The sequence below is a fragment of the Plastoroseomonas hellenica genome (assembly GCF_018129085.1).
GTDB lineage: Bacteria > Pseudomonadota > Alphaproteobacteria > Acetobacterales > Acetobacteraceae > Plastoroseomonas > Plastoroseomonas hellenica.
On sequence record NZ_JAAGBB010000064.1, the window covers coordinates 1 to 24,618 of the forward strand.

Below are 24,618 nucleotides of genomic sequence, written 5' to 3' on the forward strand. Positions count from 1 at the left end.
GGAGCTCCTCAGCCGGAAAAGCGGTCGCGCCTTCGACGACGGCGCGCCGAATCGCGACATTGCCGCCGAGCGCGGCGGGGGGGATGCCGGGGGCGGCGGGCGTTTCGGTGCCCGGACCGACGCGTGGTGGCGCCGGCGGGCGGATCTGCGGGATCGGCGAACCCTGGGGTGGGATGACAGGGGGCACAGGCTGGGCCATCGCACCGCCGATCGGCGACAGCAGCGCCAGGGCAAGCAGCATCGTGAGCAGCGGCGGCCGGCCTGGCAGGAATTCACGCATGGCCCCCGACACATCCCCCTGGTCCGGCTCGCCGTCAGCGACTACGTGGCAGGCGCCGCCACGACGTATGCCACTGCATCCAACCCGACCTTCATGCCGTATGCGGGCACCGTGCACCTCCTCCGATCGGAGGAGGCCAGCGAGGCAATGCTCGGTCTGAATGCTTTGCCAGCTCACTGGCGGATCGCTGATCACGCGGTCCATTCGCCAGCATCAGCGCCGGCGGGATGCAGCCTTGTGGGGCGGCGACCGACCACGAGGACAACGAGGCCGCGTGGCGCTGATCGAGCGGCTCGGCTTCGTTCGAGCGGCTAACCACACGCCGGCGCAACGGTCGAGCGCCAAGCCAGCATTGCCGACGGAGCGCGAGGGCTGGCCTTCGGGGGTTCCGCCAGTTCACTCCTCCGATCGGAGGAGGCGGAAGCAGTTGAGTTACCCGACTGTGAGCCTCACAGCTGAGGAGCGCAGAATGTCTGGTCTCCCTCTACGCCTGCGTCGCAGGCTCGAGGACGGCTATCACGCCGACCTCGGGGATGTCGTGGTGCATTCGGGGCCCATAGCCATGGCGGCCTGCCGCTCACGCATGGCGCGGGGTATGGCCATCGGCCGGCACATTCTGATTGCATGCGACGACCCGGAGGATCCGCGCGCTCTGCCGATAGTCGCCCATGAGGTGGCTCACGTTGTACAGAAGCGCCACACAGGCCCGGTCTACGAGGCTGCTGCAGAGCGAGAGGCACGGCTCGCCGCGGCGACGATCGTCGCGGGTGGTCGCTTGCGCCTCACCGCATCAAGCCGTCCCGATAGGATTTCGCATTGGGGTGAGGTCGGACACTACTATACGGTCTATCTGGTGATGCTCGCGGCCGGCCTTTCAGAGCAGGACGCGGCCAGTGTCGCCTTCTACGCGCAGTTGCCGGATGAAGCGCTCGAGCTGGATGCGATTCCAGCGGCCGGGCATATTATCGCCGCGCCGGGCCTGGCCTGGGGTAGCTGGGAGGTGCAGATCGGCCTGCACGCGCTCTCAGGCCTGTCGCAGACCACGGAGTTCGGCCGGCGCATCAAGATCTTCGACGAGATTTCCCCGGCACTGCCCGATTTCCTGCTGACCTTCGGTTTGGCGTGTCATCCCTTCGGCGATTGCTATGCGCATCAGAAGAATGGCGTGATGTACACTCCGCCGCTCGGGCACCTGTTCGACAGCCATGGCCCCGACACGATTACCGCGGCGACCTTCGATCACTACGCGTCCTACGTCACCGTGCTGCACGGGGTCGCACAAGCGAAGTTTCAGGTAAAGCAGTCGAGGATGCGAGCGGACGCGCTTGTGCAGCGGCTTCGTCGCCTGGTCGATATCGGCTCTGACGCCGCGCAGGCGCTGTACATTCGAAGTCTCGCGGCCTCACTACCGGGGATGACGGCAGCGCTCGCCCCGTACGATCCTCTCGCGTCGGAAGCGCGGCCGTTCTGGGAAGTGCACTGGAGCTACCCAGCCTATTTCCAGGGCTTGCGGGTCGATGCCCTGGCACGCGCTCGAACACTCGCCCGAGAATGGGTGCAGAAAGGCTGACGGGCCGAACGGCGTGCCGGACGCACGGCTGTCCTGCAGCCTCGGTTGACTGACCAGGTCCTGTCACTGATTCCCTTCCGGCGAGGGGCTCAGTCGCTCTCGGGCAGCCGTGCGAGCAGGCTGGCCAGCGCCGATTGCGAATGCACACCAACCTTGCCGAAGGCGGCCTGCAGATGCGTGCGCGCTGTCGTATGCGCGATGCGTTCACGCTGCGCCGCGGCGCCGAGCGATAGCCCGCCCGCAATATGCGCGGCGATCCGGGCCTCCGATTCAGTCATCCCAAACAGGCTTCGCAGGAGCGCCGGGTCGGTGCGTGGCGACGGATCACGCAGGATCAGCAGAGCTGCCGGACGCGGCAGGCCGAATTCAGCGACCGGAATGGCTGGAGCGGCCGCGATCACCGCGAGGCAGGGTGGTTCGTTGCCGACGGCGCGGAGGCTTAGTCGGCTTCTCCGGCGCTGCGTGACAGGAGCGAGCACGGTGGTCCGAATGGCGGCGGCGAGCTTCGCCTCATCCGCGGCCCGTGAAGCCTGTAGCCGGCCAGCGTGGACGCGCAGCCAATGTCCGCGCCGCAGGAGCCGTTCAGCATATCGATTGGCCAGAATGACCCGGCCGCCGGCATCGGCGAGCAGCGCTGCAGCGTCCATCGTCTCCAGCATCGCGCTCCAGTTCCGCCGGGCGGTGCCATTGAGGTGGCGAGCCAGATCGAGTGCAAGGGTCAGCTGCGGCGCAGCCTCCGCGACCTTCGCGAGGTGGCCCGCCGTCGTCTCGGCGCCTTTTGCATTGAGACAAAAGCCGAAGCCACCGGTCAGCACATCTTCCCAGCCGCCATAGAGCAGATTGGTAATTTCTTCGATGCGCTGCGGCGTGAGGATGTCGGCCTTGAAGGCAGTACGGCGTAGCTCCTGTCGGCACTGACTCATCGTGGGAAGAATCTCGCCTGGGCGCCGGCGCATCAACAGCATAGACATTGGGTTGATCTGATACTGCTGCATGTAGAGCCGGTCGCAGTCGGGATCGAGCCGGCCGACGTGCAGCACGCTGTCGCGTGGATCGGGGGCCATGGCATGGACCATCGCACCCTGAGCCCCAACCGCATCGGCAACCTCTGTCAACGCCTCTGGCCAAAGGCCAGGGTCGAGCGCTGCCGCATGTAGCTTTTCGAGCGTCAGTTGGCTCAGTACAGCCATCGCGGGTCTCCGCGCCATCCAGATGCGAGCTTATCGCATTACGCAGTTGCGAACGATTCGGCATGATCACGAAGTGGCCGGATCGATTAACATTCTGCAATCCTCGGGCCTTCTGCCTCAGGGCACGGCGTTGACCGACGAGGCCACCCACAACGCCCGGCGGGCCATGGCGCTGATCGGGCAAGGCCTCAGCGAACCGGTAGCCGCCGTTGCCTCCGAGGGAGGTGCGTAGCGTGCGGCGGTGCAGGGACGGCATGGGCCGTGGAAGGCCCGCCGGTCAGCAGCAGTGACCTGCCCACGGCGCCGCTGGCCCAGGGTCATGGCTGCCCTCAATGCCGCCGCTCGATTCGACAACGCTGCGGGTCCTCCTGGCCGGCGGCGCGACACCCATATCATTGGCCGCTGAGCGGCGGGCCAGCTGGCGCCGGTGCACGGCGTACGAACTGGGAGATGCGGCGAGTGAACGCCATGACCATCCGTTCGGGCTTGCTCGCGGCGATCCTAGCCGCCCTTCTGTCCGGTGCCGGACTCGCGCAGCCCGCCGCCTCACCTCCACCTCCCGCGGCGCCGGAACAAGGCGGCTCGCCGGCAAGACGCACCAGCCCGGATCGACCCGGTGCCGAGCGGCCGACCACTCAGAGCGTTCCGAGCCTGCCGCCGGACGCGGTGACCCGCCACAGTGTCGAACTGGCCGACCGCACCATTCGCTTCGTCGCGACGGCGGGCGGCATCGAGCTTGCAGACCGTCGGGCTACCTCTCGGACTGACATAGCGTACATCGACTACCGAATTCTGGAGGCGAATCGCGCCAGCCGGCCGGTGACCTTCGTCGTGAACGGCGGGCCGGGCGCCTCCTCGGCATGGCTGCAGCTTGGCGCGCTCGGTCCATGGCGGATCGCGATGGTCGACGCCGCGGCGGCGCCGTCCGCGCCAGCGCCGCTCCTACCGAATGCCGAGACCTGGCTGGACTTCACCGACCTCGTCTTCATCGATCCGGTCGGAACAGGTTACAGCGGTTTCCTCCAGGGTGACGGGGAGGCGCGGCGGCGGATCTGGAGCGTCGAGGGCGACGACCAATCCTTGGCCGAGTTCATCCGCCGCTGGGTGGAGAAGAACGGCCGGGCCGCTTCACCCAAGTATCTGGTTGGCGAGAGCTATGGCGGCTTTCGCGGCCCTCGTCTCGCCCGGGTGCTGCAAAGGGAGCATGGCATTGCCGTGAGCGGCCTGGTGCTTGTCTCACCCGTGCTCGATTTCGGCGGTCGGAGCGCGATCTTTGACCCTCTCGCCCTGGCCGCGCGTCTGCCAACCATTGCGGCGATTGGTCGCGCGTCCAGTGGTCTTGTCTCCCGGACCGAGTTGGAAGAGGTGGAGCGTTACGCCACCAGCGAGTACCTCATTGATCTCGTGCGCGGCGTGCGCGACCCAGAGACCATTGCCCGCATGAGCAGGCGTGTCGCCGCGCTCACAGGTCTCGATCCAGCATGGGTGCAGCGGCACCAGGCGCGACTGGGAATCGGCGAGACGCTGCGCCAGCTAGGTGCGCCGACGGGCAGTGTTGTCAGCGCCTATGATGGGACGGTGACCGGCCCGGATCCTTTCCCCTCATCCCCACGCCAAGCTGTCCCGGACCCGGTGCTTGATGCACTGATTGCGCCGCTGAGCAGGGCCATGCTCGGCCTCTACGATGAGAAGCTGAACTGGCGACCGGAGGAGCGCCGCTATGAGGTGCTCAACCGCGCGACCAGCCGTGAATGGGATTGGGGGCGGGGCAACAACGTGCCGGAAGCGGTCAGCAGCCTACGTTTGGCTCTTGCACAGGACGGTCGCCTTCGCGTGGTGATCGCTCACGGATTGTACGACTTGGTGACACCCTACTTCGCTTCCCAACTTATCCTGGACCAGATCCCCAGCAGGGTCGGGGGCGACCGTGTTCGCTTGGCGGCCTATCCGGGAGGCCACATGTTTTATGGCATTGATGGATCGCGTTCCGCGTTGCGCGACGCGGGGAGGGCGATGATCGAGATGGTCAACTAGGCCTCCTCGGGCCAGCGGCGCTCGCCTTCTCCTGCCGGGCCCAGAAGGCCCCGCCACGTCTGTGGGTGCCGTCCATCGAGCGGCGATTGGCGAAGGCTATGAAGCCTGGAGTTCGGCCGATTCCCTGGTTGGTACGCGTCGTCGGCCATGGAGACCGTGGAATGCCTTCATCTGTGCCGGCTCATCGGGGCTTCGGTCCAAATGCTCATCCGCGTCGCAAGCGCACCTAGCCCACCCGGGCCGGGATGACAGGCAGTCATGCGGAAAGATGCCCGGTCGCCCAAGCTAGGAACAGCCGCCGGGATTCCGCACATGGTGATGCGCGATGAGCTGCACTTTCGATTGGCTGCATCCCCTGTCAGGCCGAAAGATGCGGTCCGCGCTCGCCGGCTGCCCGTCACCTGGGCTGAGGACGGGCTAAGCGAGCCCGGAGGGCGGCAGCGGCGCCAGTCCGTCCTCGTGGCCAATCGACGCCAGTGGTGGTGTGGCACCATCAGGCAAAGGGATGCGGTGCAAGTTCAGGGCGATGCTCACCATGGTGTAGAAGCCGATCACCGCAGTCAGCTCGACCGTGCCGCGTTCGCCCCAACGGGCCAGTACCGCTGCATAGACCGCATCATCCACCTGGCCGTTCATTTGTGCTTGCCTGGCGAACTCGTAGACTTCGCGCTCCTGGCCTGGCCCGAGAGGTGGCGGTGCCCCCTGACGGATCGCCTCAACCACGGCGCGGTCGAGGCCGGCATTGATGGCGGCGGCGCCATGCACGTGGAATTCGACCTGGCTGGTCCAGCGTCGGCCGACGACGATGATTGCCAGCTCGATCAGCATCGTCGGCAGCACGGTCCGGTTGCGCAGCATGTCGCCGAGCTGCCACCAGGCCTCCGCCAGCTCCGGGCTATGGATATTGGCGCGCTGCGGTCCGACCATGCGGCGCGTCGGACTGGCTATGATCCGATCGTACAGCGCGCGCTGTACCGGCGACATCGCCTCTGGCGAGGGCAGCGGAACGCGTGGGGCGGTCATTGGCCGACCTCGCCCAGGATGTAAGTGCGCATCAAGATTGGACCCTCCTCTCACTCTCCGCAGGCTTCCAGTTGCGGAGCTTCTCCTCCAGGAACGCGGCAAAGCCTCGCGGGCGGTCAAAAGCCGCTTCCTGTCGTGCCCAGTGAGCGCCTCGCGCGCGTGACGACAACTGCATCTGGATTGCCTTGATCAGCTCCGCGTGCGTCGTGACCATGGAAGAACCTCCTTGCTCAGAAGGTCAGTTGCGGGTGAAGAGGGTCGGCCGTGCCGTCGATCAGATCTGCGGCGAGTTCGGCGACCAGCGGCGCGAAGGCGACGCCATTGCCACCGAGGCCATCGATCACGAACACGCCGTCCCATCCCGGCAATCTGGCGACGATCGGACGCCCCGTCCGGCTGCCGATCCGGATGCCGACCGTATGGCGCTCAATGGGGAGTTTGGCGAGTTGCGGCAGGCAGAACGCCAGTTCCTCCAGAAGACCTTGCCTTCCTCTCTCGCTGGTAACGAGATCCGCGTGCCCCGTTTCTCGCGTGGAACCGATCTTGATTCGACCATCCGGCTCCTGGCCGAGGGCCAGACCGACGAAGGCACCTTTCGCCTTGCCGCGCGTGTAGCGCACGCTCAGGACGCGCCCCTTGAGTGTGGGCGGTTGCGGATAGGTCAGCAACTGCTCACCACGTTCGGGATAGACTGGCAGATCGACGTCGCAGTCTGCCGCCAGAGCCGCCGTAGCGTGGCCCGCGGCCAGCACGACGGCGTCTGCTGCGAGCGTGAGCCCGCTCGTGGTGCGCAGGCTCCTCACTTGGTCGCCCTGGAAAGTCAGGGCCACGCACGCGTCGTGGAAGATGAAGGATGCTCCCGCGCGTTGCGCCGCCCTCGCGATGTCGATGCAGCTCTCGAGAGGATTCGTCTCACCATCGGCGGAGCAATGAAAGGAACCGGTGATGTCCGCGTGAAGCCCCGGCAATTGATCCAGCAGCGTTGCGCGATCCAGCCTCTCGACCTGAACGCCGTGCCCGCTCAGGAAATCCGCTCGCCGGGCCGCGAAGAATTCCTCTTCTGCGCCAGCAAAGAGCACGTGGCTGCCGTCTCGCCGGAATGGCGTCAATCCCTCCGCACGCAAGGCGTCCCACAGGAGCAGTCCGCGCGCGGTCATGGTGACGAGGAGCTCGGTCTCCTTGGTTTGATAGAGGATGGCCGAGCCAGAATTCGCGGTCGTCGCTTGGCCCAGTTCGCCCTTTTCGATGACGGTCACGTCATGGCCTCGGCGCGTCAGGACGAGCGCGCTGCACGCGCCTGTCAGCCCCGCTCCCACGATCACAATGTCCATGATCTACCTTCCGCTCCAGTGGAATGGCCCCACGCCGCGTATGATGTCGGAGAATGAACTCGCCGGGGCGGTCAGGCCAGTGCCGGCGAATTCCTCCGCACGCCCGAAAATTCAGTATCGACGCGGAAACCGATTATGGCGCGTTCCCTTCACCTTTTTGGGGCTGTCGATGCCCGGATAGCAGACGCGTCTTCGCCTCTCCTACGACATCGGGTCCGTGACGTCGCTGGAGTTCCCGCGGGATGGCGCGCGCTGCACGATCGCGTTGCCACTCAGCCAGCACGTACTCTCGCTCAGATCGGGCGACGGCTGAGAGAGCCCGAAAGGGTGCAATGACCATTGCCGGCAACGCATCGCTACTAGGCCGTACCGTCCTCTCGTCGAGCGGTTCGGCGGCGTCGGCATCGGCCCCTGTCACGGATATCCGCCGCCATCGCAGCGCTCGAGGCGACCTCCACGGATCTGACGTTGCTGGACGTGAACGTGAATGGCGAGCTGGTCTACGAGGTCGCCGCCTTCGAGCGCTGCACGCTCGTTTCCGTCCATCGACGACGCTCTCGCGTCAGCTGCAGGGGAGCAGACCGAAGGGCGCCGGCTCGGCTCAAAGGCGACCGAGCAAGAGCTGCAGTTCTCCCTGAGCTCTGGAAGCGGCCCCAGCTTCTCTGACAACGCACGCCCTTGGGCGCGCGGTCAAACAGCGATCGCTTCGATCACCGGGATGCGTTTGCCACAGGAGCCTGCAACCATGGCGCTCCCCGCTTCAAGCCGCGACGGCGGCATCGCGCAGGCAGCGTGCATAGGCCGAGACGAAGCGGTCCACATCCTCTTCGTCGTTATAAACATGCGGGCTGATGCGCAGCCGACCGACGCGCGGCGCGGCGAACGCTCGCTCAGCGGACAGGGCCTCGATGAAGCCAGCTGGCATGCCCTCGGGAAAGGAGACGCTGAGAATGTGCGGTGCACGTAGTGCCCGCTTCGGCAGAACGGCGCCCGCGTTACCTAGCCCCTCCTCGAGCCGCTTGGTCAGCATTGCGCAGCGTTCGCTGATCGCGGTGTGACCCCATGATGCCATCAGCTCCAGGCCCACCGCCGCCATCTCCAGCCCCACGAAATGGTCGCGCTCGCCCATGTCGAACCGCCGCGCAGTCGATGCGTAGGAGAGATCGTACATATACGGCACGCGTTCGGTCTGCACGCCCTTGCGGCCGAAGGCCGTCTGTTCCAACGGCACCCCGTCCTGGTGGCGCTTCGCAACATAGATGAAGGCGCGGCCATAAGGACCGAGCACCCACTTGTATGTGGGGAAGATCAGGAAATCAGGGTCGAGCCGCTTCACATCCAGGTCCATCATGCCCGCGCCATGCGTCGCATCGATCAGCAAGGCGGCACCCTTCGCCCTCAGCGCCGGCGCGATACGGTCCATGTCCAGCAACGCCCCATCGGACCAGTGGACGTTCGAGACGGAGGCTATCGAGAGCGGCGCGCCAGGCTTCGCAATCGCCTCCTCCATGGCGGCGGTCCAGTCGCCATCCGCCGGGCGCTTGACCGTCTCGACCGTGAAGCCCTGGGCGGGCGCACGCGTGAGCCATTCCAGTACCGGGGAGGAGTGATCGTCCTCGAAGACCAGCACGCGGGATCCGGCAGGCAGGTTGAAAATCTTCCCGGCTATGGCGACGCCGTACGAGACAGAGGGGATTACAGCGAGATCTTCGGCCGCGGCGCCGATCAGGTCGGCGGCAGCCTTACGCGCTCGCTCGATCACACGGCCGGACAGCGTCGGATCGACATCCCAGGGGTGGGCTTTGCGTTCGACACCCATTCGCCCGGCCGCTTGGACGGCGAGGGGCAGCGGCGACCAGGAGGCAGCGTTGAGATAGGCGACGTCGCGCGGAATGTCGAAGAGATGGCGCTGGGAGGCGAGCATGCCGGGCTTCCTCGGACAGTTTCGGGCAGCCTAGAGCAGCACGAGGTCACGGCAAGCATGGACCTCTTGTGATCGGGCCGTGGCTCGGCGGTGGTCAGATGATGCGGGTCCTTGCCGCGAAGTACTTTGATCGAGCAGCTCAGGCGACGGTTGTCTTCTCTCGTGAGGCGAAAGGTCGCCGGTTCCGCGGCAACATTCGATTCCTCGTCGCGAGCGACGTCGATTTCGCCGGCCAGGTTCCACCGAGATGCCCGCCAAGCGCTGACGCTCGCCTCAGAGCGCAACGCAAAGCAGCTACGCCGCACAAAGCGCGCGAAGCGTGAGGACAAGGCGGTGAACGTCGCGAAGCGCGCGATTGTTGAGCGGCTGGAGCGATGCGGTGCAGCGGCTGTTGTCTGATGGCCGCGGTCATCGTCAGACGCGGCAGGACACGCCCATAGCGAGACCGTCCGCACGAAGCGGAGCGCAGCATAACGCCGATGATGGCGGCAGGACCTGCAGAGCGGTGGAGGCGGCCGGCGCTGGCGCTCCTCGTCGAGGGGTGCGGCTAAACGTAGACGATCGGGTGAGCGCCAGAGGCCATACAGCGTCTATTGAATACAAACATCAGCACGCAATTCGGGAGTTTCTGCCGTGTCCGGGAAGTAGTGCCGCATTCGTGAAACGGTGTTCTCCGGCCGCGCCGATTTATGTACAACCGTAAGGGTGGCATTACAGCCTGCACACGCATAGGATGCAAAGAACGTACTTTACCGGCGCGCGCTGTAATGGGTGGGTGCTCATGCGTGGATCTGATACTGCCTGTCCGAATATCCGCTCAGCATTGAGCAGGATACACGGCCCGCTGACCGGGCAATTTCTGACTCGGTCAGAATTGAGCGTGCCGGCCGTCCGGTACGGGCCGACCTCGTAGCACATCGACGCGGCGGCGATGGCGAGATTCCCGACGATCATGGAAGCAGTTGTTGACACGTGTTGTCATCAACCTGCCACGGAGAGGAGAGCGCCATTCGACCAACGCGAAGCGCCGACGCCGTCCGGCGACACGCAGGCCCGGACGCCTCACCCGATCCGGACGAGTTCATCAGCCGCTCGGAGGTCATCGAGTGGCTCAGCCAGGGCGGGTACATTCGCTTTGCCGTCCTTGAGGAACGCCCTTCCGAGGATAGAGGGCACCTCTTCGCGGTGCTGCTGCTCACCAGCTGGCGCAATGGCTACTACCCGTTCGCGGTCAACCCGCAGCGTGAGAGCACCTATCGGGATCTGCACCGGCTGTTGGAGATGCTCCGGTCGGAGTTTTCCTATCCGGGCAGCATCGAGATTCGCCAAGCAGATGCACCGAAGAAGCGGAAGGGCAGTTGGACTCGGACCAGCCCAATCGCGAAAGGACAGAAGGACGCCTAGGGCCGCGCGGGCGGCCGCCAGCAAGATGCATTCGGGGGTAGAGAAGCGATGAACCTCGCGGGGAACCGGGACGGGTGGAGGATTCCACCGCGCTATATCGGATACGATATAATGCTTCGCGGACATCTGGTTGGCGGGCCCGACGGGACGCTCATCGAAAAATGCCATCAGGTGATTCGCGCGGGTGTGCAGTGCCGGTACGGACGTCGCGAGTTCGGCATAGCCGAGCTGGATGATGCGGGGGCCCGCAGTGATGCCATCGAGGCAGCTCACACATCGCAGCGGGCACTGCTGAGAAAGCTGGTGAGCGACATCGCGCAGTTGCCGGCGCAAACCGACCTCGGCCTCACATTCAAATCGGACACGATGCTTCACCTGGTCGAAGATTTCGACCTGGAGAGCCTGCCCGCGATCGTCAGCCTCGCGCGCATCTTCGCGCAGGACGTGAGCGATCGCTTTCTCCTCAAGGCGACATCGGATGATCCAAGGCGACCGAACCTGACGCCGGAGAATGTGGACAGCGATTTGCGCGGCGCGGTGCAGCACGCGCGAAATTCCCTCGTGAAGCGGGACCAGGCAGCCCTGGAGGCCGCGACGCTGGCCCGATCGCTGCCACCGAGCCGGGCTGACGACGTCGCGGCAGCCGAACTGGCGCTTGGTCAAGCGGAGCGCGCGGTCGACGTCTGCTTGGACCAGTGCCGATTTCTCTGGCCTGACGGCCCGAGCGCCATCCGCGAGCTCGCTGATCTCATCGTCGCCGTGCTCAGTGCGCGGCAACCGCACCGTGAACGCCTTGCCGCAGGTGATTTCAGCAGGAACCTTGCTGGCGCCGTTCTTTGTCATGTGAGCGCCGGCCTTCTTCCCGGTCCCATCGCAGCGACCTGAGGACCGGGTCTCGCCGAATTCCGGGGAGCCGAGCACCATTCGCGCCGCTCGCTCATAGCCTCGGTCCAGTCACCGTTCTGGACGAGGATCATGCGACACCATCTCCTTGCGACCTGCATCGCCGCGGCACCGGGCATCGCCCTGGCGCAATCCCTCTGCGGGATGCCCGCGTCCGCCGACGGGCCGGCTGCCTTCACTCATCCGACCATCACCCTGCCGCCGCCCGCCCGGGCCGTGACGCCGGCGCCAGCGCCCGCAGTGCCCGCCGCCGCTGAGGCTGCGGCGGCCACGGCTCCCGCCCGCCCTGAAGCCTCCGCGGTCGTGCCTATGGCCGCGCAGCCATCGCCGCCGCCGGTCCAGACTATTCCCGTGCTGCGGCACATTGCCGGCACCGGTGCGCAGCTCGAGGATCTCGGGGAGCGAGGCGGTCTCCGCGCGCTCGTCGCACGGACGGGCGAGGAGTTCATGCTGCTCTTCGTGACACCGGACGGCCAGGCCGCGGTCGCCGGGCTGATGGCCGACATCTCGCTTGAGCAGCTGCGGCGAATCGGCGGCGCCGGCTTCATCGACCTGGGAGACCAACACGGGTTGCGCGGCGCCGTCCTGCGCAGTGGCACGGTGTTCCAGATCTTCTACGCAGCGCCGGATGGGTCCCGGGTCATCCCCGGGGTGATGTGGGATGCCGCCGGCCGGAACCTGACGCGCGAGCACGTCGCGGGCGTCCCAGGGGCGATCCCGACAGTGACGATCGGCGACGTGCCGCCGCCGCAGGCCCCCAATACCGCGCCAGCTTCCGGAAGCCCACCTCCACGCCCGGCCCAGCCGGCGGCGGCGCCGCCAGCGCCCCGCGCCGATCGTGCGGTCGGCAACCAGATCTATGCAGGCATGGTCGGCGACCCGGCGGCGCCGGAGCTGCGCATGTTCATTGACCCGCAGTGCGGCTACTCGGTGCAGGCGCTGCAGCGCCTGCAGCCGCTCGTGGCGGGCGGCCGGGTAAGGCTGTCGGTGATCCCGATCGCGATCCTCGATCGACAGAACGGTGGCGCCAGCGCGCGCGCCACGCTGGCGATGCTCAGCAGGCCCGCCGGCGACATGGTCACAGCGTGGAGCCGGAATGGCCTGACGGGCCCGCCCTCGACCGAGGCCGCCGGGCGTCTGCAGGCGAACATGGAGGCGGCTGCGGCGATTGGGCTTCGCGGCACGCCGACCTTCCTGTGGCACCGGGCCGATGGCAGCGAAGGCCGGCAGGATGGGCTGCCGAATGATGTCGCGGCGCTCGTGGGCGCGGTCGCAGGTCGCTGACGATGGCGATCGAGCTTGGACCCGTACGGTCGTCCGAGAGAGGACGCGGCCTGTGGCGGCGTCTCGGCCGCGGGCTGCTGGCGGGGCCTCGTTGGTTCGGCCGGCGTTCCGCCGAAGCGGCAGGGGCTGGCGAGATCGCGAACGGGGCGAGGCTCATCCGTGCGCTCGCCGATCGCCTGCGCGGCCCGCAGGACCGCAACCTCCCGATCGCCCGGCCTGACGGGACCGTGGATCCGCAGGCGAATGCCTTCCTCATGGGGCTTTCGGAGGAGGAACTGCTGGAGCGCTGGCGGGTCCGCCGCCGGCAGACGGCGTGGCTCTCGTGGGGCTGCTTCGGGCTCGCCTGGCTATTCCTCATCGTGTGGGGCTGGCAGACCGTCGCGGCTTCCTGGGGCGCGGGTCGGCTGCTCAGCGCGCTGCAGGTCTTGCCGTTCTGCGCCGTGCTTTTCCTGCTGGCGTTCCGGAGCGCCTGGCAGAACTGGCAGCTGCGCACCCGACGGATGGGAGCGATCGTCGACTATCTCCGAACGAACGAGACGTTCTGGCCCCACTAACGGAGGCCGCTGGGCGCCAGCACATGGCTAGGGCGCGCGTTGGTGTCGCGCGCTGTTCGTGCCCCCCACTCCCATGCCGTCGGCGCTGCCGCCCCCCGGCTCGCCGCGAGGCGGCGGCGGGCGTTCGGGTGGGGGCAGCGCGAGCGACCTCGCCTTCCCTGTCAGAGGCGGCCGAGGCGGATATTGTCAGAGATGTAGCGGAAGTAGGGATCGGCGGGGTCTTCACGCCTACGTCCTGTTGGGAACATCCCTGGCGGTGCGTGGTGTGTGCTCCCTCCGAACCACTGGTCCACGATTGAGGCCTGTTGCTCCAGGTCGAAGTCCCCGAAGGCTGGCCCTGGCGGCCCATAGTCGTAATTGTCGTGACCCCAGAGTTTGCCGACCGTGCCGCGCCACAGGAAGCTCGCGTCGAACGCGCCGTTCGCGATCTGCCAAGCGTGGGAGATCTCGTGAACGAGGAGTTGTCCTGCGGTCGGATGACTTTCGTCGACGTGCGACACCGGGTCGTCAAAGGCGGCGTCGTGGTGAAGGTCCGAATAGGTGATCTCGTCAGCGGTGGCCGCATCCGGACGCGCGCGATGGTCGTGCAGCAGAAGACCGGACGTCCTGTTCAGTTTGAACTGCTTGAGCCGGCACGAATGAGCATCCTGGCTTGGCTCCAGCAGCGTGGCGGCGTGCTCGACGACTATGCCTTCCCGAACCGGATCGACCACTCAGCCCATCTGAGCACACGGCAGTATCCCCGGGTGGTCGATGAGTGGGTGACGGGGATCGGACTCCGCTCCGAGGATTACGGCACCCACTCGCCGAGGAGAACGAAGGCATCGATCATCTAAAACGGGACGGGCAACCTGCGAGGCGTCCGGATCCTGCTTGGCCACACCAAGATCGAAAGTGAGGTCCGCTACCTCGGCGTCGACGTCGAGGACGCCCTTCATCTCGCTGAGTGTACCGGAGGTGTAGCCATTCAGCCGGCTTCGTACCGCGCGGGCTGGAAGCCGGCCTCATGAGAGGAGGTGCGCCCTTAGACGCTTCTCTTCGCCTCGGGACGAACCTGAAGCCAGACATTCATCGACCACGCATCGGGCACTGATTCCGCCCACACATAAGGCAATTAACCACTACCGATTCGTAATATGATGCCGGAATGAAGGTTGGCCGCAACCAGCGCTGTCCCTACTGCGACAGCGGGAAGAAGTTCAAACACTGTCACGGGAACCCCATGGCGAAGCCTCCCGGCCCGTCGCCTGAGCAACACGCGCTGCTCCGTGCCCAGCTGGAAGCGCAAGAGTACCGCCGCCGCCAGCAGCAGGGACACGGTAGGCCGATCATCTCCGCTGTGGTGAACGGGCGCCGGTTTGTCGCCGTCGGCACCGAGGTGACCGCCTCGACTCGATGGAACGTCTTTAACGAGTTTCTAGATGACCTGATCGTCCGCAAAATCGGCCCGGAGTGGATCGCCGCAGAGACGGCAAAGCCCCCGGAAGCACAGCACCCCATTATTGTGTGGCGTGGCATGGTACGGGCCTTCCTGGCGAGTTTGCCGCGCAATGAGCTGGGGTACGCCGAGGCAAAGGCGATCGGCGCGGCCGCGGCCTATTTCGGGCTCGCCTATAGCCTCTACCTGATCCAGCACAACGCCGAGCTCTTGAAGCACATGCTCAATCGGCTCCGAGTGCCTGACCAATTCCAGGGCGCCTACTTCGAGCTCGTGATGATTAACTGCCTCGTGCGGGCTGGGTTCAAGATTGAGCTCGTCGACGAGACGCAGCGTAATCAGCGGAACGTCGAGCTGTATGCCACGAGCCCCACTGGCCGGCGCTACTCGGTCGAGGTCAAGGCGCGCGCCGTCGCCGGGGCGCTCGGGAAGACAGCGGCCGATGGGACACCCGATCCCGATCCCACGAACCGCATCCGCAGGCACCTGAGCGACGCGCTCAATAAGCCCTCTCATGCCGACCGGATGGTGTTTATCGATCTCAACGCGGCCGATGGTGCCGATGGAACGGAGCCGCCCTGGTACCCGCGTGCGCGGCAACATCTGGTGAACAAGGAGCGGGAGCGGCCAAACGACCCTCCGGCCTATGTCTTCATCACCAACTTCTGCTACCACCATCACCTCAATAGCGACGGCACTGCGACCTTCATCTGCCCCTACGGCTTCCACATTCCTGATTTCATGAAGGCGGAGCGGATCACGCTCTTCGATGCCTACAAGCAGGAGCAGAAGCACGCTGACGCGCACTCGATTGTTCGGGCGATGGAGAAGTACACCCACATCCCCACTACTTTCGATGGCTCGCTGCCGTCTGAGATGCCAGGAATGAAGGTAGAGAGGCGCCCGATGATCGGGCAGCTTTACTACTATGATCCGGCCGACGAAGACACTAAGGCGGTATTGGGCGTTGGTTTGGATGCCTTCTCCGGCATCGTCACCACGGCCATAGCTTCCAAGGAGGCGATGTGTTTTTACTTCTCCGTGAGAAGGGACGATGGGCGTGAGTTCACGCTTACGCAGACGATGAGCGATAGGCAGCTACACGAATGGGAGCAGTATAAGGAAACGTACTTCGGCGTGGTGCAGCACGTTGGCAAGGGAAACTGTTCCCCGCACGAGATGTTTGAGTTCTTCGTTCGCAACTACCGCAATGCACCCAGGACAAAACTTGAGGAGCATATGAAGAGCGCACCGGACATCGAGGAGCTAAAGAAGCTGTCCGATGAGGACCTACTCCTACGGTACTGTGAGCGGCTCGTAGGAGCGATGAAGGTGAAGAATCCTGACTGGAGTTAGCGGCGCGCAAAACCTTGCTATTACCGATCTGGCCTCGCGTACAAATTAGAGGACGTTGGGCCTTCTGGGTTTGGTCCCGATGTCCGCTACCACGGGTTTGATGATCGCAAGCTGCTATTCAGCTTCCGGCCAAGGACTGCCGGGCTGAGCGAATGTGAGTGCTGGGCTCTTCAGAAGGTACCGGGAGGCGCCGCGGTGCTGCCGCCGGCGGCGTCGGTCGCCCAGCTGGCGTGTTCAGAGTCTGGGCGTCCGGAGATGATGCTCGGGTCGTAGGGCCGAACGATGGTGCCGTTGCGATTGATGACGGGCGGCATCCAAGTCGCATTTGCGGACCCGGGGCCGGCGAAGGGATCGTACTCGGACCGGCGGACGGTTGGGGCGGGCGGGGCATTGTAGTCGCCGGGCGACCGCAGATTGCCGCCCGTGCAGCCGGCGAGGAGCAGGCCGAGGATGACCAGGCTGGCGATGCGTGAGCGGTGCATGAGAACGGCTCCGTGTTGCGTCCTCATACTGCGCGGGGCTGGCGCGAATGTGCCGGCTCAGCTCTCGCCCTTCAGACCAGCGATTTCGGCCCTGAGCTCGGTGAGCTCCGCATCGTGCATTTCCATCACACGGGTGATGGTGTTCTGCAGAAGTTCGATATCGTGCTCGTGGTTGGTGACGAGACCGCGGAGGGCGCGGTTCTCCTCGCCTATGGCGGAGAGCTGCCGCTTCAGTGCTTCGGCATCGGCTACGGCAGAGGCGGCGCCCGCCTTGAGCTCTCGATTGAGCAGTTGCAGCCGCTCGATGTCGTCGTCGCGCTCTCTCACAGCAGACTTCCAAGCGGCGATAGCGCGGTCGACCGCGTCGGCATTGTACGGGGTGCGCTGCGGACGCGCGAAGCGCTGCCGCACGTGTTCCTTGAGCTCCAAGGTGCGCTGCGAGCTTTCAGCGGCCATTTGTCCAAAGATATATCCGTCGGTGAAGCTCATCCCACGGCCGTAGCCCTCGTCTTCGTCATCCCTCATCGTCATCATCCCGCCTTGGGGTCGACATATCGGTCGACGCTCGCATCGTGCTGTCCATACCGTCGTGCCGGGATCGGGGGCTTTCCGGATCAGTTCGCTCGCCTCGGGTGCCTGATCCAGGCCTCGCAGCGATACGCTTTGGCGACACCGCGTCCTCGACTTTCTTCAGCGCCCCGGCTGTGCCCGCCATTCCAACCGCCCTGGCGAAGCCATCCATATCGACGCGGTTGGCGGGCAGGAACCCGATCATCCGCGGGAGATGGTGCGGCACCAGCGAAATCATCCGGAACGACGTTAGCGCCAGGATGACGTGCGCGAGAACGAAAATGCTGAGCAGGACGATCATGCCCAACATGTTTGTGACCACCCATCCGTTCCCGATCACAAAGCCGGCGGCGATGCCGAAGCTCTGGCGCAAAAGCCAGCTCATCGACGCGAAAATGAAATACGCCAGGAACAGGCCGAGCAGCATCAGCACTGGTCGGAACAGGATGTTGAAGAGCAGGGAGTACCCCTCGACCGCGCGGCCATGCAGCCCCTCGCCGCGAGCCGTCATGTGCGCCAGCATCCAGAGCGGCACTGCGATCACCGCCTCGCAGACCAGGATCAGCCAGCCACCGACGCCGGCGATCCAGATCAGCCAGGGAATCATCGGCAGCACAAAGGCGATGGTCAGGCCGGGGATCAGAAGTCCGCTGGCCAGCGCGTAGATTATGGGCGAGAGGAACTCGAGGCTCTTGGCCATGGCCGCCGGAGCCCAGCTCACGAAGAGGCCGGTGATGAAATTCGACCCGGCCGCGGTGGCGGCGCCGGCGGAGGCGCCGATGCCGACGCTGGCAGCCCCGATGGCGGCCAGGGCGGCACTGATCATGTAGTGCCCCAGTTGCATCAGATTGCCGAACGGATCGGTCCAGACGCTGATCCCAGGCGCCATCAGGTAGCTTGCCGTGCGGACGAGGAAGGCCTCGCCCAGGTTCATGGTGCGGAGCAGGCGCTCGAGGAGGCCGGCGCCGTCCTCGGCGGCGGACGCGCCGGCGAAGAGGGTGTTGCCGCCTGTCGGCATGCTCGCCTGGTCCGCGGTCGCGACATAGGCCTCCAGGCGCTCCATGTAGGCGTCGACGGATTCCATCAGCGGGGCCAGGTCGTTGGTCAGGGAGGGGCCGAGTCCCATCGCGGACGGCCGGGTGACACTGGGCACCGAGCTCATAAGCGAGAGGGTCGCGCCGTTGAGGCGGCTGAACTCGAGATAGTAGGCACCGGCCGAGGACCAGCCGAGCGCGAGCAGCCGCGTGGTGGCCGCGTCCGGCGTGCCGCTCCGCGCATTGGTGAGGGAGCCACGCAGGCGGCTCATGGCATCCGAGGCGGCGCTCGTCAGCCGGTTGGTGTAGTCGGCCGTCGCCTGGATCATGACGTTGGTCAGGGGCTCGAGGTCGGAGGCTCGGCGGTTGCTGTAGACCTGCTGTGCGACCTGCTGCGCGGCGGGACGGATGGTCCCTGAGAGGATCGAGGTGAGGATGTCGCGCTGGGCGCCGCTCTGGTTGATGGCGACGCCGGCGATGGTGTCCTGGCCGCCGGAGATCCGCAGGGTGACCGCGCCGCAGACCGGCGCGCCGGTCTCATTGCCGGCGGCGAGACGGTAGGTCCATGTCAGGACCGTGTCGCTCCCGGCGCGCGCGCTGACGGGGGCGGGCACGGGAACCAGGTTCGGATTGTTCGCGACCGTGTTCACCAGGGCGCGACAGACCTCGTTCCGGATCAACCCGGCGACGATGGCGCGTGTCCCAGGGATGACGGGATCGGCGATGACACGCGCATCGGCGCCGATCGCGGTGACGGCGCGCTCGTAGACCATCCTGGCCATGCCGATGCCCCACATCGAGACCTGGACCACGGCGGCCTGGCCGGTGCTGAAGCCGGAGGCGAGCGGGAACATGAAGATGGCGGCGACGCCGATGCGCACCGGCACCAGGCTGGTCATGCCGCTGCCGAAGATCTTCGCGGTCTCGGCGCCGCGGACCATCTGCATGAGCAGGGTGTAGGCGACGAAAAAACAGGTGATCGCCATCACGAAGCCGGTGAGATAGCGGACGATCTCACCGATGACGGTTGCGGCGTTGCCGGTGCCCTCTGCACCCGAGGGACCGAAGACCGGGAACACGGCGCGGATGATGGTTGCGGCCCAGTCGTCACGGGGATCCAGGGCAGACCAGCTGACATCGACGCCGGTTCCGCCGGCGGCCTGGGCGAGCGCGGGCCCGGCCATGCTGAGGCCAAGGAGCAGGACGGGAAGGGCAGGGAGCAGGCGGCGCATCGCATCCTCGCGGGGAAACTTGGGCGAGGATGCGAGCGAGTGGCGCGAATGGTGCGCCGATTACGGCCCGGGGGAGGGACCGGCCGAGGCCCTGGGCTCCCGGGAGAAGACGGACCGCACTGCTTCGGCGGCGCGGCGGGCGAGCTCAGCGATCTTCTGGCCGAGCTCGTCGGTCATGCTGCGGCCGTCCTGGCGGCCGGGGAGACGGCTGGTCGCCTCGCCGATCTGGGCGTCGAGGCGCTCGAAGCGGGCGGCCAGCACCGGATCATTGGCCCGACGCAGGATGACGGCCTCGGCCGCCTGGCGGTCGGCGCCGTATTGGCGCACGGCACCCGCCGCGGTGTCATAGGCCGCCGCGAGGCCGCCGCGCTCCTGCTGCAGGGCGTTGTTGAACTGGGTGCGCAGCTCGGCATGCCGGCCGCCCTCGCGCATCTCCGAGAGGACGCCCTGGATGCCGCGGGGATCGGTCTGTGCGGCCTCCCGGATCTTGGTCATGACCGCGGCGCCGGGACCGCTCTCGAACCTCTGCAGCGCTTCCACCGCGCGTTGCCCCGAGGCCTCCGCGGCTTCGAGCGACCGGCGCTCCATATGGTTCCGCGTGAAGGACACGATCCGGTCCGCGAGCGGCGTCGGGGTCTCCTCCGGCGCACGCGGCCGATCGCTCGCCGGAGCCGCCATGACGCCCGCGAGCCGGTCCAGGAGTCCGGGCCCACGGACCAGGGCGCCCGCGGGCTGCTGCTGGCCGGCCGCGGCATTCGCCACGCCACGGCTCGGCAGGGCCTCGCCGACGCCCGCCAGCCGGTTGCCCTCGCCCGGCGATACGGCGGCGTGGGTGCGGTCTCCCAGCCCGGCATGCGTGCCCGGGGAAGGGCGCTCGGCCTGTCGGGTTTCGGACTGCGCAGGCGCGGTGGCCTGGCGCAGGCGTGCCTCGATGTCCTGGACACGCTTGGTGATGTCGGGTCCATTCTGGTCGGCGCTGCGGATCGCCTCGAAGGCGGCCTGACGGATGTCGCGCACCAGCTGGCGGTCATTGATGCCGGGCGTCTCGCGCAGCATCTCGCCAAGGCGGGCGTTCTGAAGACCTGGCGCCGCCAGCGCGAGCTCGTTCAGTTCCCGCCTCAGGGGCCCGGGCACGAAGGCGAAGGGGCCAGCGAGACGGCCCAGGTCCTGCACGGCGTAGGCGACGCGCGTCCGAAATTCCTCCTCGGCGGTCTTTCCGGGCTGCTCGGCAGCCTTGCGAAGGGCCTCGATCGTCTCGCTGAGGCGCGGGTCCGAGCCTGCAACCAAGCCCCTGACCTGGTTCATCCGCTCGAGAAGCTCCTTGATCGGGTCCTTCTCGCCTGCCTTCGACGGCTGCTGGCTGGTCTCTGACATGGGCTCTTCCTTGCAGTCGATGCTGGTGGCGCTTAGTTCGAGGCGACGGTCGGCGCGGGCATCGCGGTGGCGCGCTGGAAGCCCTGCTCCGCCATCGCGGCGAGCTGGGCGGCGCTGAGCGCTGCGTTCTGCATCTGCAGGCGCAGATTCTGCATCGCGATGTAGTTGCTGAAGGCCAGCTCCATGGCGATCTCGCGCTGCACCGTGGCGGGCGGCATGGCCTGCAGGGCCGAGGCCCAGCCGACATCGCTGACGCGGCGGTCGACCTCGAGGCTCATCACCTGCAACCAGGATCCCGAGTTGCCGGCGGTGACGCCGCGCGCCTGCAGCAGCCGCCTTTGCTCGGCGGTGAGGACCACGGAGGGCGACTGCAGGGCGATCTGGTGGGCGAGCACGCCGCGCGCCAGCGACATGCGCGCGTCGTAGCCGCGGCGCAGCGCCGCCGCGTCCTGACCGGAGATCGCCGCCAGCTGATCGCCGCGCAGCGCCGCGGGCACGACCGGCTGGATCAGGTTGGTGGCATAGTCATTGGCGGCGTTGACGCCCGCGTTGTCGGCATAGACGTCGGCGCCGTGGAAGCTCGAGAAGCGCACATCGGCGTTGGGGCGCGCCGAGACGGTGCACAGACCCGCGGCCGCCTCGGTCTGGGTGCAGTAGCGCGAGAGATGCAGCGCGTTGGAGGCGCTCATCGATTGGGCCTGGCCGTAGAAGGCCGGCGTCCCGGGCGCGCCTTCGCCGCGCTGATCCATCACGTGGTTGATGCTGGCCGCGACCTGGCCGGCCTGGATGCGCGAAACCTCCGCCGCCTGCCCACCATCGATGGCGTAGCAGGCCTGCGGTGAGGGAACATGCTGGTCGCGGATGCTGGCGTTGCGGACGTCGCGCTGGGTGCGCGCCTGCGCCATCAGGGCGGCGTCGGCGACCTGCTGGATCGCGCCGATCTGGGCCTTCTGGTAGTTCGAGATCTGCGTGAAGCCCTGCGTCAAACGGTCGCCGAGCAGGTTGCCGATATTGGTGATGTTCTCGTAGACGCGGTTGATCGCGCTTTGCAGGAGCTGCTGCATTTGCGTGAGCAGGAAGTGGGTGACGGCGTCGAATGTTGGCCACTCGGCGTGCGCCGGGCGCGGCGCCTGGATGGCCAGGACGCCGGCGAGCAGCGCGCCCAGCGCGGGCTTGCAAAGACGGGCGAGCATGATCGGTTCTCCTTCCGCGCGCTCAGAGGCCGCTTGGCTGCTGGGCCCGGGGGTAGCCGGTCGGGACCAGGCCGCTGCCGTTGACGTAGAAGCCCCCCTGGCCGCCGCCGTTCAGGCCTCCGCCGACGGTGCCGATGGGCGGGCCGCCGCCGCCGAAGGACAGGCTCGGGCACATCACGCCGCCGCCCAGGCCGCCGAAGCCGAAGCCAAGGTTGAAGCCGGTGACGGTGAGGCCGCACTGCACATTGCCCAGCGTGCTCTGCCAGGCCTGGTTGACCGCGGCGCAGATCTGCCCGGTGACCGCATCGAAAAGCGAGGTCGGGTCGAGCAGGTTGGCGATGACGTTGAGGCCTATGCCATTGAAGAAATTGTCGAGGCAGGCGAGGTTCCGGACGCTCTGCGGCGGCCGGATGTCGTTGTCGTCGGCCTGCACGCGGGCCGCCATGCCGGCGGCGGCCGCCTGGGTGACGGCCTCGCAGCCGACGCTGCCGGTGGTCTGGGCATGGAGGAGCAGCGGCATGCTGGTGAGCGCGAGTGCCAAGGCCAGGCGCCGCGTCAGCGCGGCGATCGCGTGTGTGCAGGCGAGGCGCGGCATCAGAGGGCATCCTTCTGGCTGGAGACCACCGATTGCAGCAGCGCAAGGCGGTCGGGGTGGAAGATTCGGGCAAGCAGCGATTGCCGCTGCAGCTCACTGAGGGCGGCGCGGAGGTGGCGCCCGGCCTCGCTGTGATCGTCGTGGAGCAGCGCGTCGATCAGGTTCTCGCCCCGCGGCAGGTCGGCCGTCTCGAACCAGGCGAGAAGACGCAGCAGGCGGGCAGGCCCGAGCTGTGCGAGCACGTCCTGCAGAAGGCTGGACCCGTCCAGCAGCTTGGGCACGAGTTCTTCGGGCCGCTGTCCGAGCTGCTGGTCGAGCGCGGTGCCGAGCGCCACCAGGAGCGGTTGGACCGCTGCGACGTCCTCAATGGGCCGGACCGGTGCCGTCAGTCGGCGGCTGAATGCCGGCTCGACGGTGTGCAGCCAGTCGATGGCGCTGGCGCGCTGGAGGTCCGGCATGAAGGGCTCCTCGACGGGGAGGCCCAAGGCTGTGCCAAAGCGGCGCGAATACGCTTTGCCATCGTCCTGCCACGCCACGAATTGCTGGATTGAGCAGGCATTGGTTCAGCTTTAGGGTCGTCCGCCGGGGGCTTCCTGAGGGTAGGCGACCGCAGGATCGGGGCGACGGGATGAGCACAGGTGAACGCTGGCTGCTGGGCACTCGGCGGTCCAAGCCGCTGCAAAAGGCGCGACACGGAGCCGGCTCCGTATCCCATGTCCCTGAATTGCGCGTTGCGTCAGCGGCTGATGGTGATAGCGCGGTCGCGGTGATGCATCCGCAACCCGAGGGGCTGGATCGCGCTCTGCAGGGTGCGGTTCCAAGGCCCACCGCCCTGCCAGCTGACACGAACATCAGGGTCGATGCCGTCAGCGAAGACGACGTTGATCCCTTCCGGGACGATTTGGCGCGCCGCGAAGCGCAAGGGCACGTCGTTTCCGAAGCCCTGGGCGGCCGGGTAGGGCGCGAGTGGCCGAGCTGCCCGGCGGACGGGTGGCGCCGCCTGCCCTGCGGGCGACGGTGGCTCGGCCGGCACCTGCAGCGGCTCGCGTCCGATCGGTGGCGGTGCAGGGGAGGCCGAAGCCGCCACAGCCTCGCGCCCCTGGGATGGCAGAATTCGGAAATCAACCGGGAGAAGTGGAGAGAGAATGGACCCGGAGACCAGAATGGCGGCCAGAGCATGCATGTGAGACCTCGCTTTCAGCCGCACGCTAGCCACGGCCGGCGCGAATGGGATCGTCGCGCCGCCCATGCCGTGTGCTGCTTTCCGCGCGCGCCGTCGGCCCGTAGCTCCCGTGGGAGAGCGAAGGGAACAGCACAGTGCGTCAGTTTCTCGAAGTGGAGTGGCGCATGAGCAAGCGTCCCGCTGTGTCCGACGATTTTGAGCCGGACGAGCTGCTCGTCGCGATCGCCACCCGCATTCGTCAGGAGCGGCGCCGCCGCAAGATGACGCAGGTCGACTTGGCCGCGAAGTCAGGGACCAACCAATCGACGATTTCCGCGGCGGAAGTGGGCAATGCCGACATCCGGATCGGAACCATGGTGAAGATCGCTCAGGCTATGGACCTGTCGGTCACGGACCTGTTGCCCGGCTCCGCGCGCAGCGCGAGCGGATTGGAGCGGAGTGCCAAGGCGATCGCGGACCTCGCCGCGGTGGTGGCGACGGCGAAGAAGGAGATTCTCGAAATCGAGGCCCGGGTGTCGCAGCTGCAGGTGCTCGCGGACAATGGCGAGGAAGACTCTGACGACGCAAATCCCGGTGAGGCGGGTACCGGATAGCCCCTTATAGGGATAATATCGCCAATTCGATATTGCTGTACTGCTCTATGAGGCGTATTGCATTCCCGGCT

Annotated in this window: 22 protein-coding genes; 8 read left to right on the top strand and 14 right to left on the bottom strand. The window is 66.6% G+C overall.

Features of this window, described 5'->3' with window-relative positions; translation table 11 throughout:
- Positions 1-280, bottom strand: a 280-nt coding sequence (locus GXW71_RS30080; RefSeq protein ID WP_456315999.1) for a hypothetical protein, incomplete at its 3' end; no start/stop codon positions are given.
- A 469-nt stretch (positions 281-749) separates the two neighbouring features.
- Between GXW71_RS30080 and GXW71_RS30085 the strand changes: the two genes are divergently transcribed.
- A complete protein-coding gene (locus tag GXW71_RS30085) occupies positions 750-1,850 on the top strand; it encodes an eCIS core domain-containing protein (RefSeq protein ID WP_211856416.1) in 1,101 nt (366 codons plus the stop codon).
- Between the two features lie 89 nt (positions 1,851-1,939).
- On the opposite strand, the gene GXW71_RS30090 is transcribed toward GXW71_RS30085, so the two are convergent.
- Entirely contained in the window at positions 1,940-3,040 is a 1,101-nt protein-coding gene (locus tag GXW71_RS30090; RefSeq protein WP_211856417.1) for a helix-turn-helix transcriptional regulator, read from the bottom strand.
- 468 nt (positions 3,041-3,508) lie between these two features.
- Here GXW71_RS30090 and GXW71_RS30095 point away from each other — a divergent pair, with 468 nt between their 5' ends.
- Positions 3,509-5,074 carry a S10 family peptidase gene (locus tag GXW71_RS30095; protein WP_246527029.1) on the top strand — a complete coding sequence of 522 codons (1,566 nt, stop codon included), beginning with the start codon at positions 3,509-3,511 and terminating at the stop codon, positions 5,072-5,074.
- A gap of 417 nt (positions 5,075-5,491) precedes the next feature.
- Here GXW71_RS30095 and GXW71_RS30100 read toward each other — a convergent pair whose 3' ends face one another.
- From GXW71_RS30100 to GXW71_RS30110, 3 genes are all read right to left on the bottom strand, one after another.
- Positions 5,492-6,097, bottom strand: a complete 606-nt coding sequence (locus GXW71_RS30100) for a carboxymuconolactone decarboxylase family protein (RefSeq protein ID WP_211856419.1) — start codon at positions 6,095-6,097, stop codon at positions 5,492-5,494.
- Between the two features lie 230 nt (positions 6,098-6,327).
- On the bottom strand, positions 6,328-7,428 hold the full coding sequence (locus GXW71_RS30105; protein WP_211856420.1) for an NAD(P)/FAD-dependent oxidoreductase: 1,101 nt from the start codon (positions 7,426-7,428) through the stop codon (positions 6,328-6,330).
- A gap of 760 nt (positions 7,429-8,188) precedes the next feature.
- Positions 8,189-9,352, bottom strand: a complete 1,164-nt coding sequence (locus GXW71_RS30110) for an aminotransferase class V-fold PLP-dependent enzyme (protein WP_211856421.1) — start codon at positions 9,350-9,352, stop codon at positions 8,189-8,191.
- Between the two features lie 972 nt (positions 9,353-10,324).
- On the opposite strand from GXW71_RS30110, the gene GXW71_RS30115 reads away from it, so the two are divergent.
- The 4 genes from GXW71_RS30115 to GXW71_RS30130 all read left to right on the top strand — a co-directional run bounded on the left by GXW71_RS30115 (position 10,325) and on the right by GXW71_RS30130 (position 13,497).
- Complete coding sequence (locus GXW71_RS30115; RefSeq protein ID WP_211856422.1) at positions 10,325-10,756, top strand: hypothetical protein; 432 nt, start codon at positions 10,325-10,327, stop codon at positions 10,754-10,756.
- 111 nt (positions 10,757-10,867) lie between these two features.
- Entirely contained in the window at positions 10,868-11,641 is a 774-nt protein-coding gene (locus tag GXW71_RS30120) for a hypothetical protein (protein ID WP_211856424.1), read from the top strand.
- Between the two features lie 90 nt (positions 11,642-11,731).
- Positions 11,732-12,943, top strand: coding sequence for a hypothetical protein (locus tag GXW71_RS30125; RefSeq protein ID WP_246527026.1), 1,212 nt, complete (start codon positions 11,732-11,734; stop codon positions 12,941-12,943).
- A 2-nt stretch (positions 12,944-12,945) separates the two neighbouring features.
- Complete coding sequence (locus GXW71_RS30130) at positions 12,946-13,497, top strand: hypothetical protein (protein ID WP_211856426.1); 552 nt, start codon at positions 12,946-12,948, stop codon at positions 13,495-13,497.
- A gap of 161 nt (positions 13,498-13,658) precedes the next feature.
- Here the strand turns inward: GXW71_RS30130 and GXW71_RS30135 are convergent, their stop codons facing one another.
- Complete coding sequence (locus GXW71_RS30135; protein WP_211856428.1) at positions 13,659-14,210, bottom strand: hypothetical protein; 552 nt, start codon at positions 14,208-14,210, stop codon at positions 13,659-13,661.
- Between the two features lie 434 nt (positions 14,211-14,644).
- Here GXW71_RS30135 and GXW71_RS30140 point away from each other — a divergent pair, with 434 nt between their 5' ends.
- Positions 14,645-16,291 (top strand): SEC-C domain-containing protein, encoded by a 1,647-nt coding sequence (locus tag GXW71_RS30140; RefSeq protein WP_211856430.1) that lies wholly within the window; start codon positions 14,645-14,647, stop codon positions 16,289-16,291.
- Between the two features lie 170 nt (positions 16,292-16,461).
- Here the strand turns inward: GXW71_RS30140 and GXW71_RS30145 are convergent, their stop codons facing one another.
- The 8 genes from GXW71_RS30145 to GXW71_RS35030 all read right to left on the bottom strand — a co-directional run bounded on the left by GXW71_RS30145 (position 16,462) and on the right by GXW71_RS35030 (position 24,020).
- A complete protein-coding gene (locus GXW71_RS30145) occupies positions 16,462-16,773 on the bottom strand; it encodes a hypothetical protein (RefSeq protein WP_211856432.1) in 312 nt (103 codons plus the stop codon).
- A gap of 57 nt (positions 16,774-16,830) precedes the next feature.
- Positions 16,831-17,298 (bottom strand): hypothetical protein, encoded by a 468-nt coding sequence (locus GXW71_RS30150; RefSeq protein WP_211856440.1) that lies wholly within the window; start codon positions 17,296-17,298, stop codon positions 16,831-16,833.
- Positions 17,288-19,609: a DotA/TraY family protein gene (locus tag GXW71_RS30155; RefSeq protein WP_211856448.1), complete on the bottom strand. Its 2,322-nt coding sequence runs from the start codon at positions 19,607-19,609 to the stop codon at positions 17,288-17,290. The genes GXW71_RS30150 and GXW71_RS30155 overlap by 11 nt, the downstream gene beginning before the upstream one ends.
- 60 nt (positions 19,610-19,669) lie before the next feature.
- On the bottom strand, positions 19,670-20,983 hold the full coding sequence (locus tag GXW71_RS30160; protein WP_211856450.1) for a hypothetical protein: 1,314 nt from the start codon (positions 20,981-20,983) through the stop codon (positions 19,670-19,672).
- A gap of 32 nt (positions 20,984-21,015) precedes the next feature.
- Positions 21,016-22,176 carry a hypothetical protein gene (locus GXW71_RS30165; protein WP_211856452.1) on the bottom strand — a complete coding sequence of 387 codons (1,161 nt, stop codon included), beginning with the start codon at positions 22,174-22,176 and terminating at the stop codon, positions 21,016-21,018.
- Positions 22,177-22,198: 22 nt separating this feature from the next.
- Complete coding sequence (locus tag GXW71_RS30170) at positions 22,199-22,771, bottom strand: hypothetical protein (protein ID WP_246527027.1); 573 nt, start codon at positions 22,769-22,771, stop codon at positions 22,199-22,201.
- On the bottom strand, positions 22,771-23,229 hold the full coding sequence (locus GXW71_RS30175; protein ID WP_211856454.1) for a type IVB secretion system protein IcmW: 459 nt from the start codon (positions 23,227-23,229) through the stop codon (positions 22,771-22,773). The genes GXW71_RS30170 and GXW71_RS30175 overlap by 1 nt, the downstream gene beginning before the upstream one ends.
- A gap of 278 nt (positions 23,230-23,507) precedes the next feature.
- On the bottom strand, positions 23,508-24,020 hold the full coding sequence (locus GXW71_RS35030) for a hypothetical protein (RefSeq protein WP_246527028.1): 513 nt from the start codon (positions 24,018-24,020) through the stop codon (positions 23,508-23,510).
- 98 nt (positions 24,021-24,118) lie between these two features.
- Here GXW71_RS35030 and GXW71_RS30185 point away from each other — a divergent pair, with 98 nt between their 5' ends.
- The gene (locus GXW71_RS30185; protein ID WP_211856456.1) at positions 24,119-24,547 is read left to right on the top strand and encodes a helix-turn-helix transcriptional regulator; all 429 of its coding nucleotides are present in this window, start codon (positions 24,119-24,121) and stop codon (positions 24,545-24,547) included.
- The last annotated feature ends 71 nt before the right edge of the window (positions 24,548-24,618 follow it).

Coding starts and splice junctions, on each gene's coding strand:
- GXW71_RS30145 (WP_211856432.1), bottom strand. CDS start 16,773: ATGCACCGCTCACGCATCGCCAGCCTGGTCATCCTCGGCCTGCTCCTC.
- GXW71_RS30105 (WP_211856420.1), bottom strand. CDS start 7,428: ATGGACATTGTGATCGTGGGAGCGGGGCTGACAGGCGCGTGCAGCGCG.
- GXW71_RS30160 (WP_211856450.1), bottom strand. CDS start 20,983: ATGTCAGAGACCAGCCAGCAGCCGTCGAAGGCAGGCGAGAAGGACCCG.
- GXW71_RS30130 (WP_211856426.1), top strand. CDS start 12,946: ATGGCGATCGAGCTTGGACCCGTACGGTCGTCCGAGAGAGGACGCGGC.
- GXW71_RS30095 (WP_246527029.1), top strand. CDS start 3,509: ATGACCATCCGTTCGGGCTTGCTCGCGGCGATCCTAGCCGCCCTTCTG.
- GXW71_RS30125 (WP_246527026.1), top strand. CDS start 11,732: ATGCGACACCATCTCCTTGCGACCTGCATCGCCGCGGCACCGGGCATC.
- GXW71_RS35030 (WP_246527028.1), bottom strand. CDS start 24,020: ATGGGCGGCGCGACGATCCCATTCGCGCCGGCCGTGGCTAGCGTGCGG.
- GXW71_RS30090 (WP_211856417.1), bottom strand. CDS start 3,040: ATGGCTGTACTGAGCCAACTGACGCTCGAAAAGCTACATGCGGCAGCG.
- GXW71_RS30185 (WP_211856456.1), top strand. CDS start 24,119: ATGAGCAAGCGTCCCGCTGTGTCCGACGATTTTGAGCCGGACGAGCTG.
- GXW71_RS30165 (WP_211856452.1), bottom strand. CDS start 22,176: ATGCTCGCCCGTCTTTGCAAGCCCGCGCTGGGCGCGCTGCTCGCCGGC.
- GXW71_RS30155 (WP_211856448.1), bottom strand. CDS start 19,609: ATGCGCCGCCTGCTCCCTGCCCTTCCCGTCCTGCTCCTTGGCCTCAGC.
- GXW71_RS30150 (WP_211856440.1), bottom strand. CDS start 17,298: ATGAGGGATGACGAAGACGAGGGCTACGGCCGTGGGATGAGCTTCACC.
- GXW71_RS30120 (WP_211856424.1), top strand. CDS start 10,868: ATGCTTCGCGGACATCTGGTTGGCGGGCCCGACGGGACGCTCATCGAA.
- GXW71_RS30085 (WP_211856416.1), top strand. CDS start 750: ATGTCTGGTCTCCCTCTACGCCTGCGTCGCAGGCTCGAGGACGGCTAT.
- GXW71_RS30170 (WP_246527027.1), bottom strand. CDS start 22,771: ATGCCGCGCCTCGCCTGCACACACGCGATCGCCGCGCTGACGCGGCGC.
- GXW71_RS30110 (WP_211856421.1), bottom strand. CDS start 9,352: ATGCTCGCCTCCCAGCGCCATCTCTTCGACATTCCGCGCGACGTCGCC.
- GXW71_RS30100 (WP_211856419.1), bottom strand. CDS start 6,097: ATGACCGCCCCACGCGTTCCGCTGCCCTCGCCAGAGGCGATGTCGCCG.
- GXW71_RS30175 (WP_211856454.1), bottom strand. CDS start 23,229: ATGCCGGACCTCCAGCGCGCCAGCGCCATCGACTGGCTGCACACCGTC.
- GXW71_RS30140 (WP_211856430.1), top strand. CDS start 14,645: ATGAAGGTTGGCCGCAACCAGCGCTGTCCCTACTGCGACAGCGGGAAG.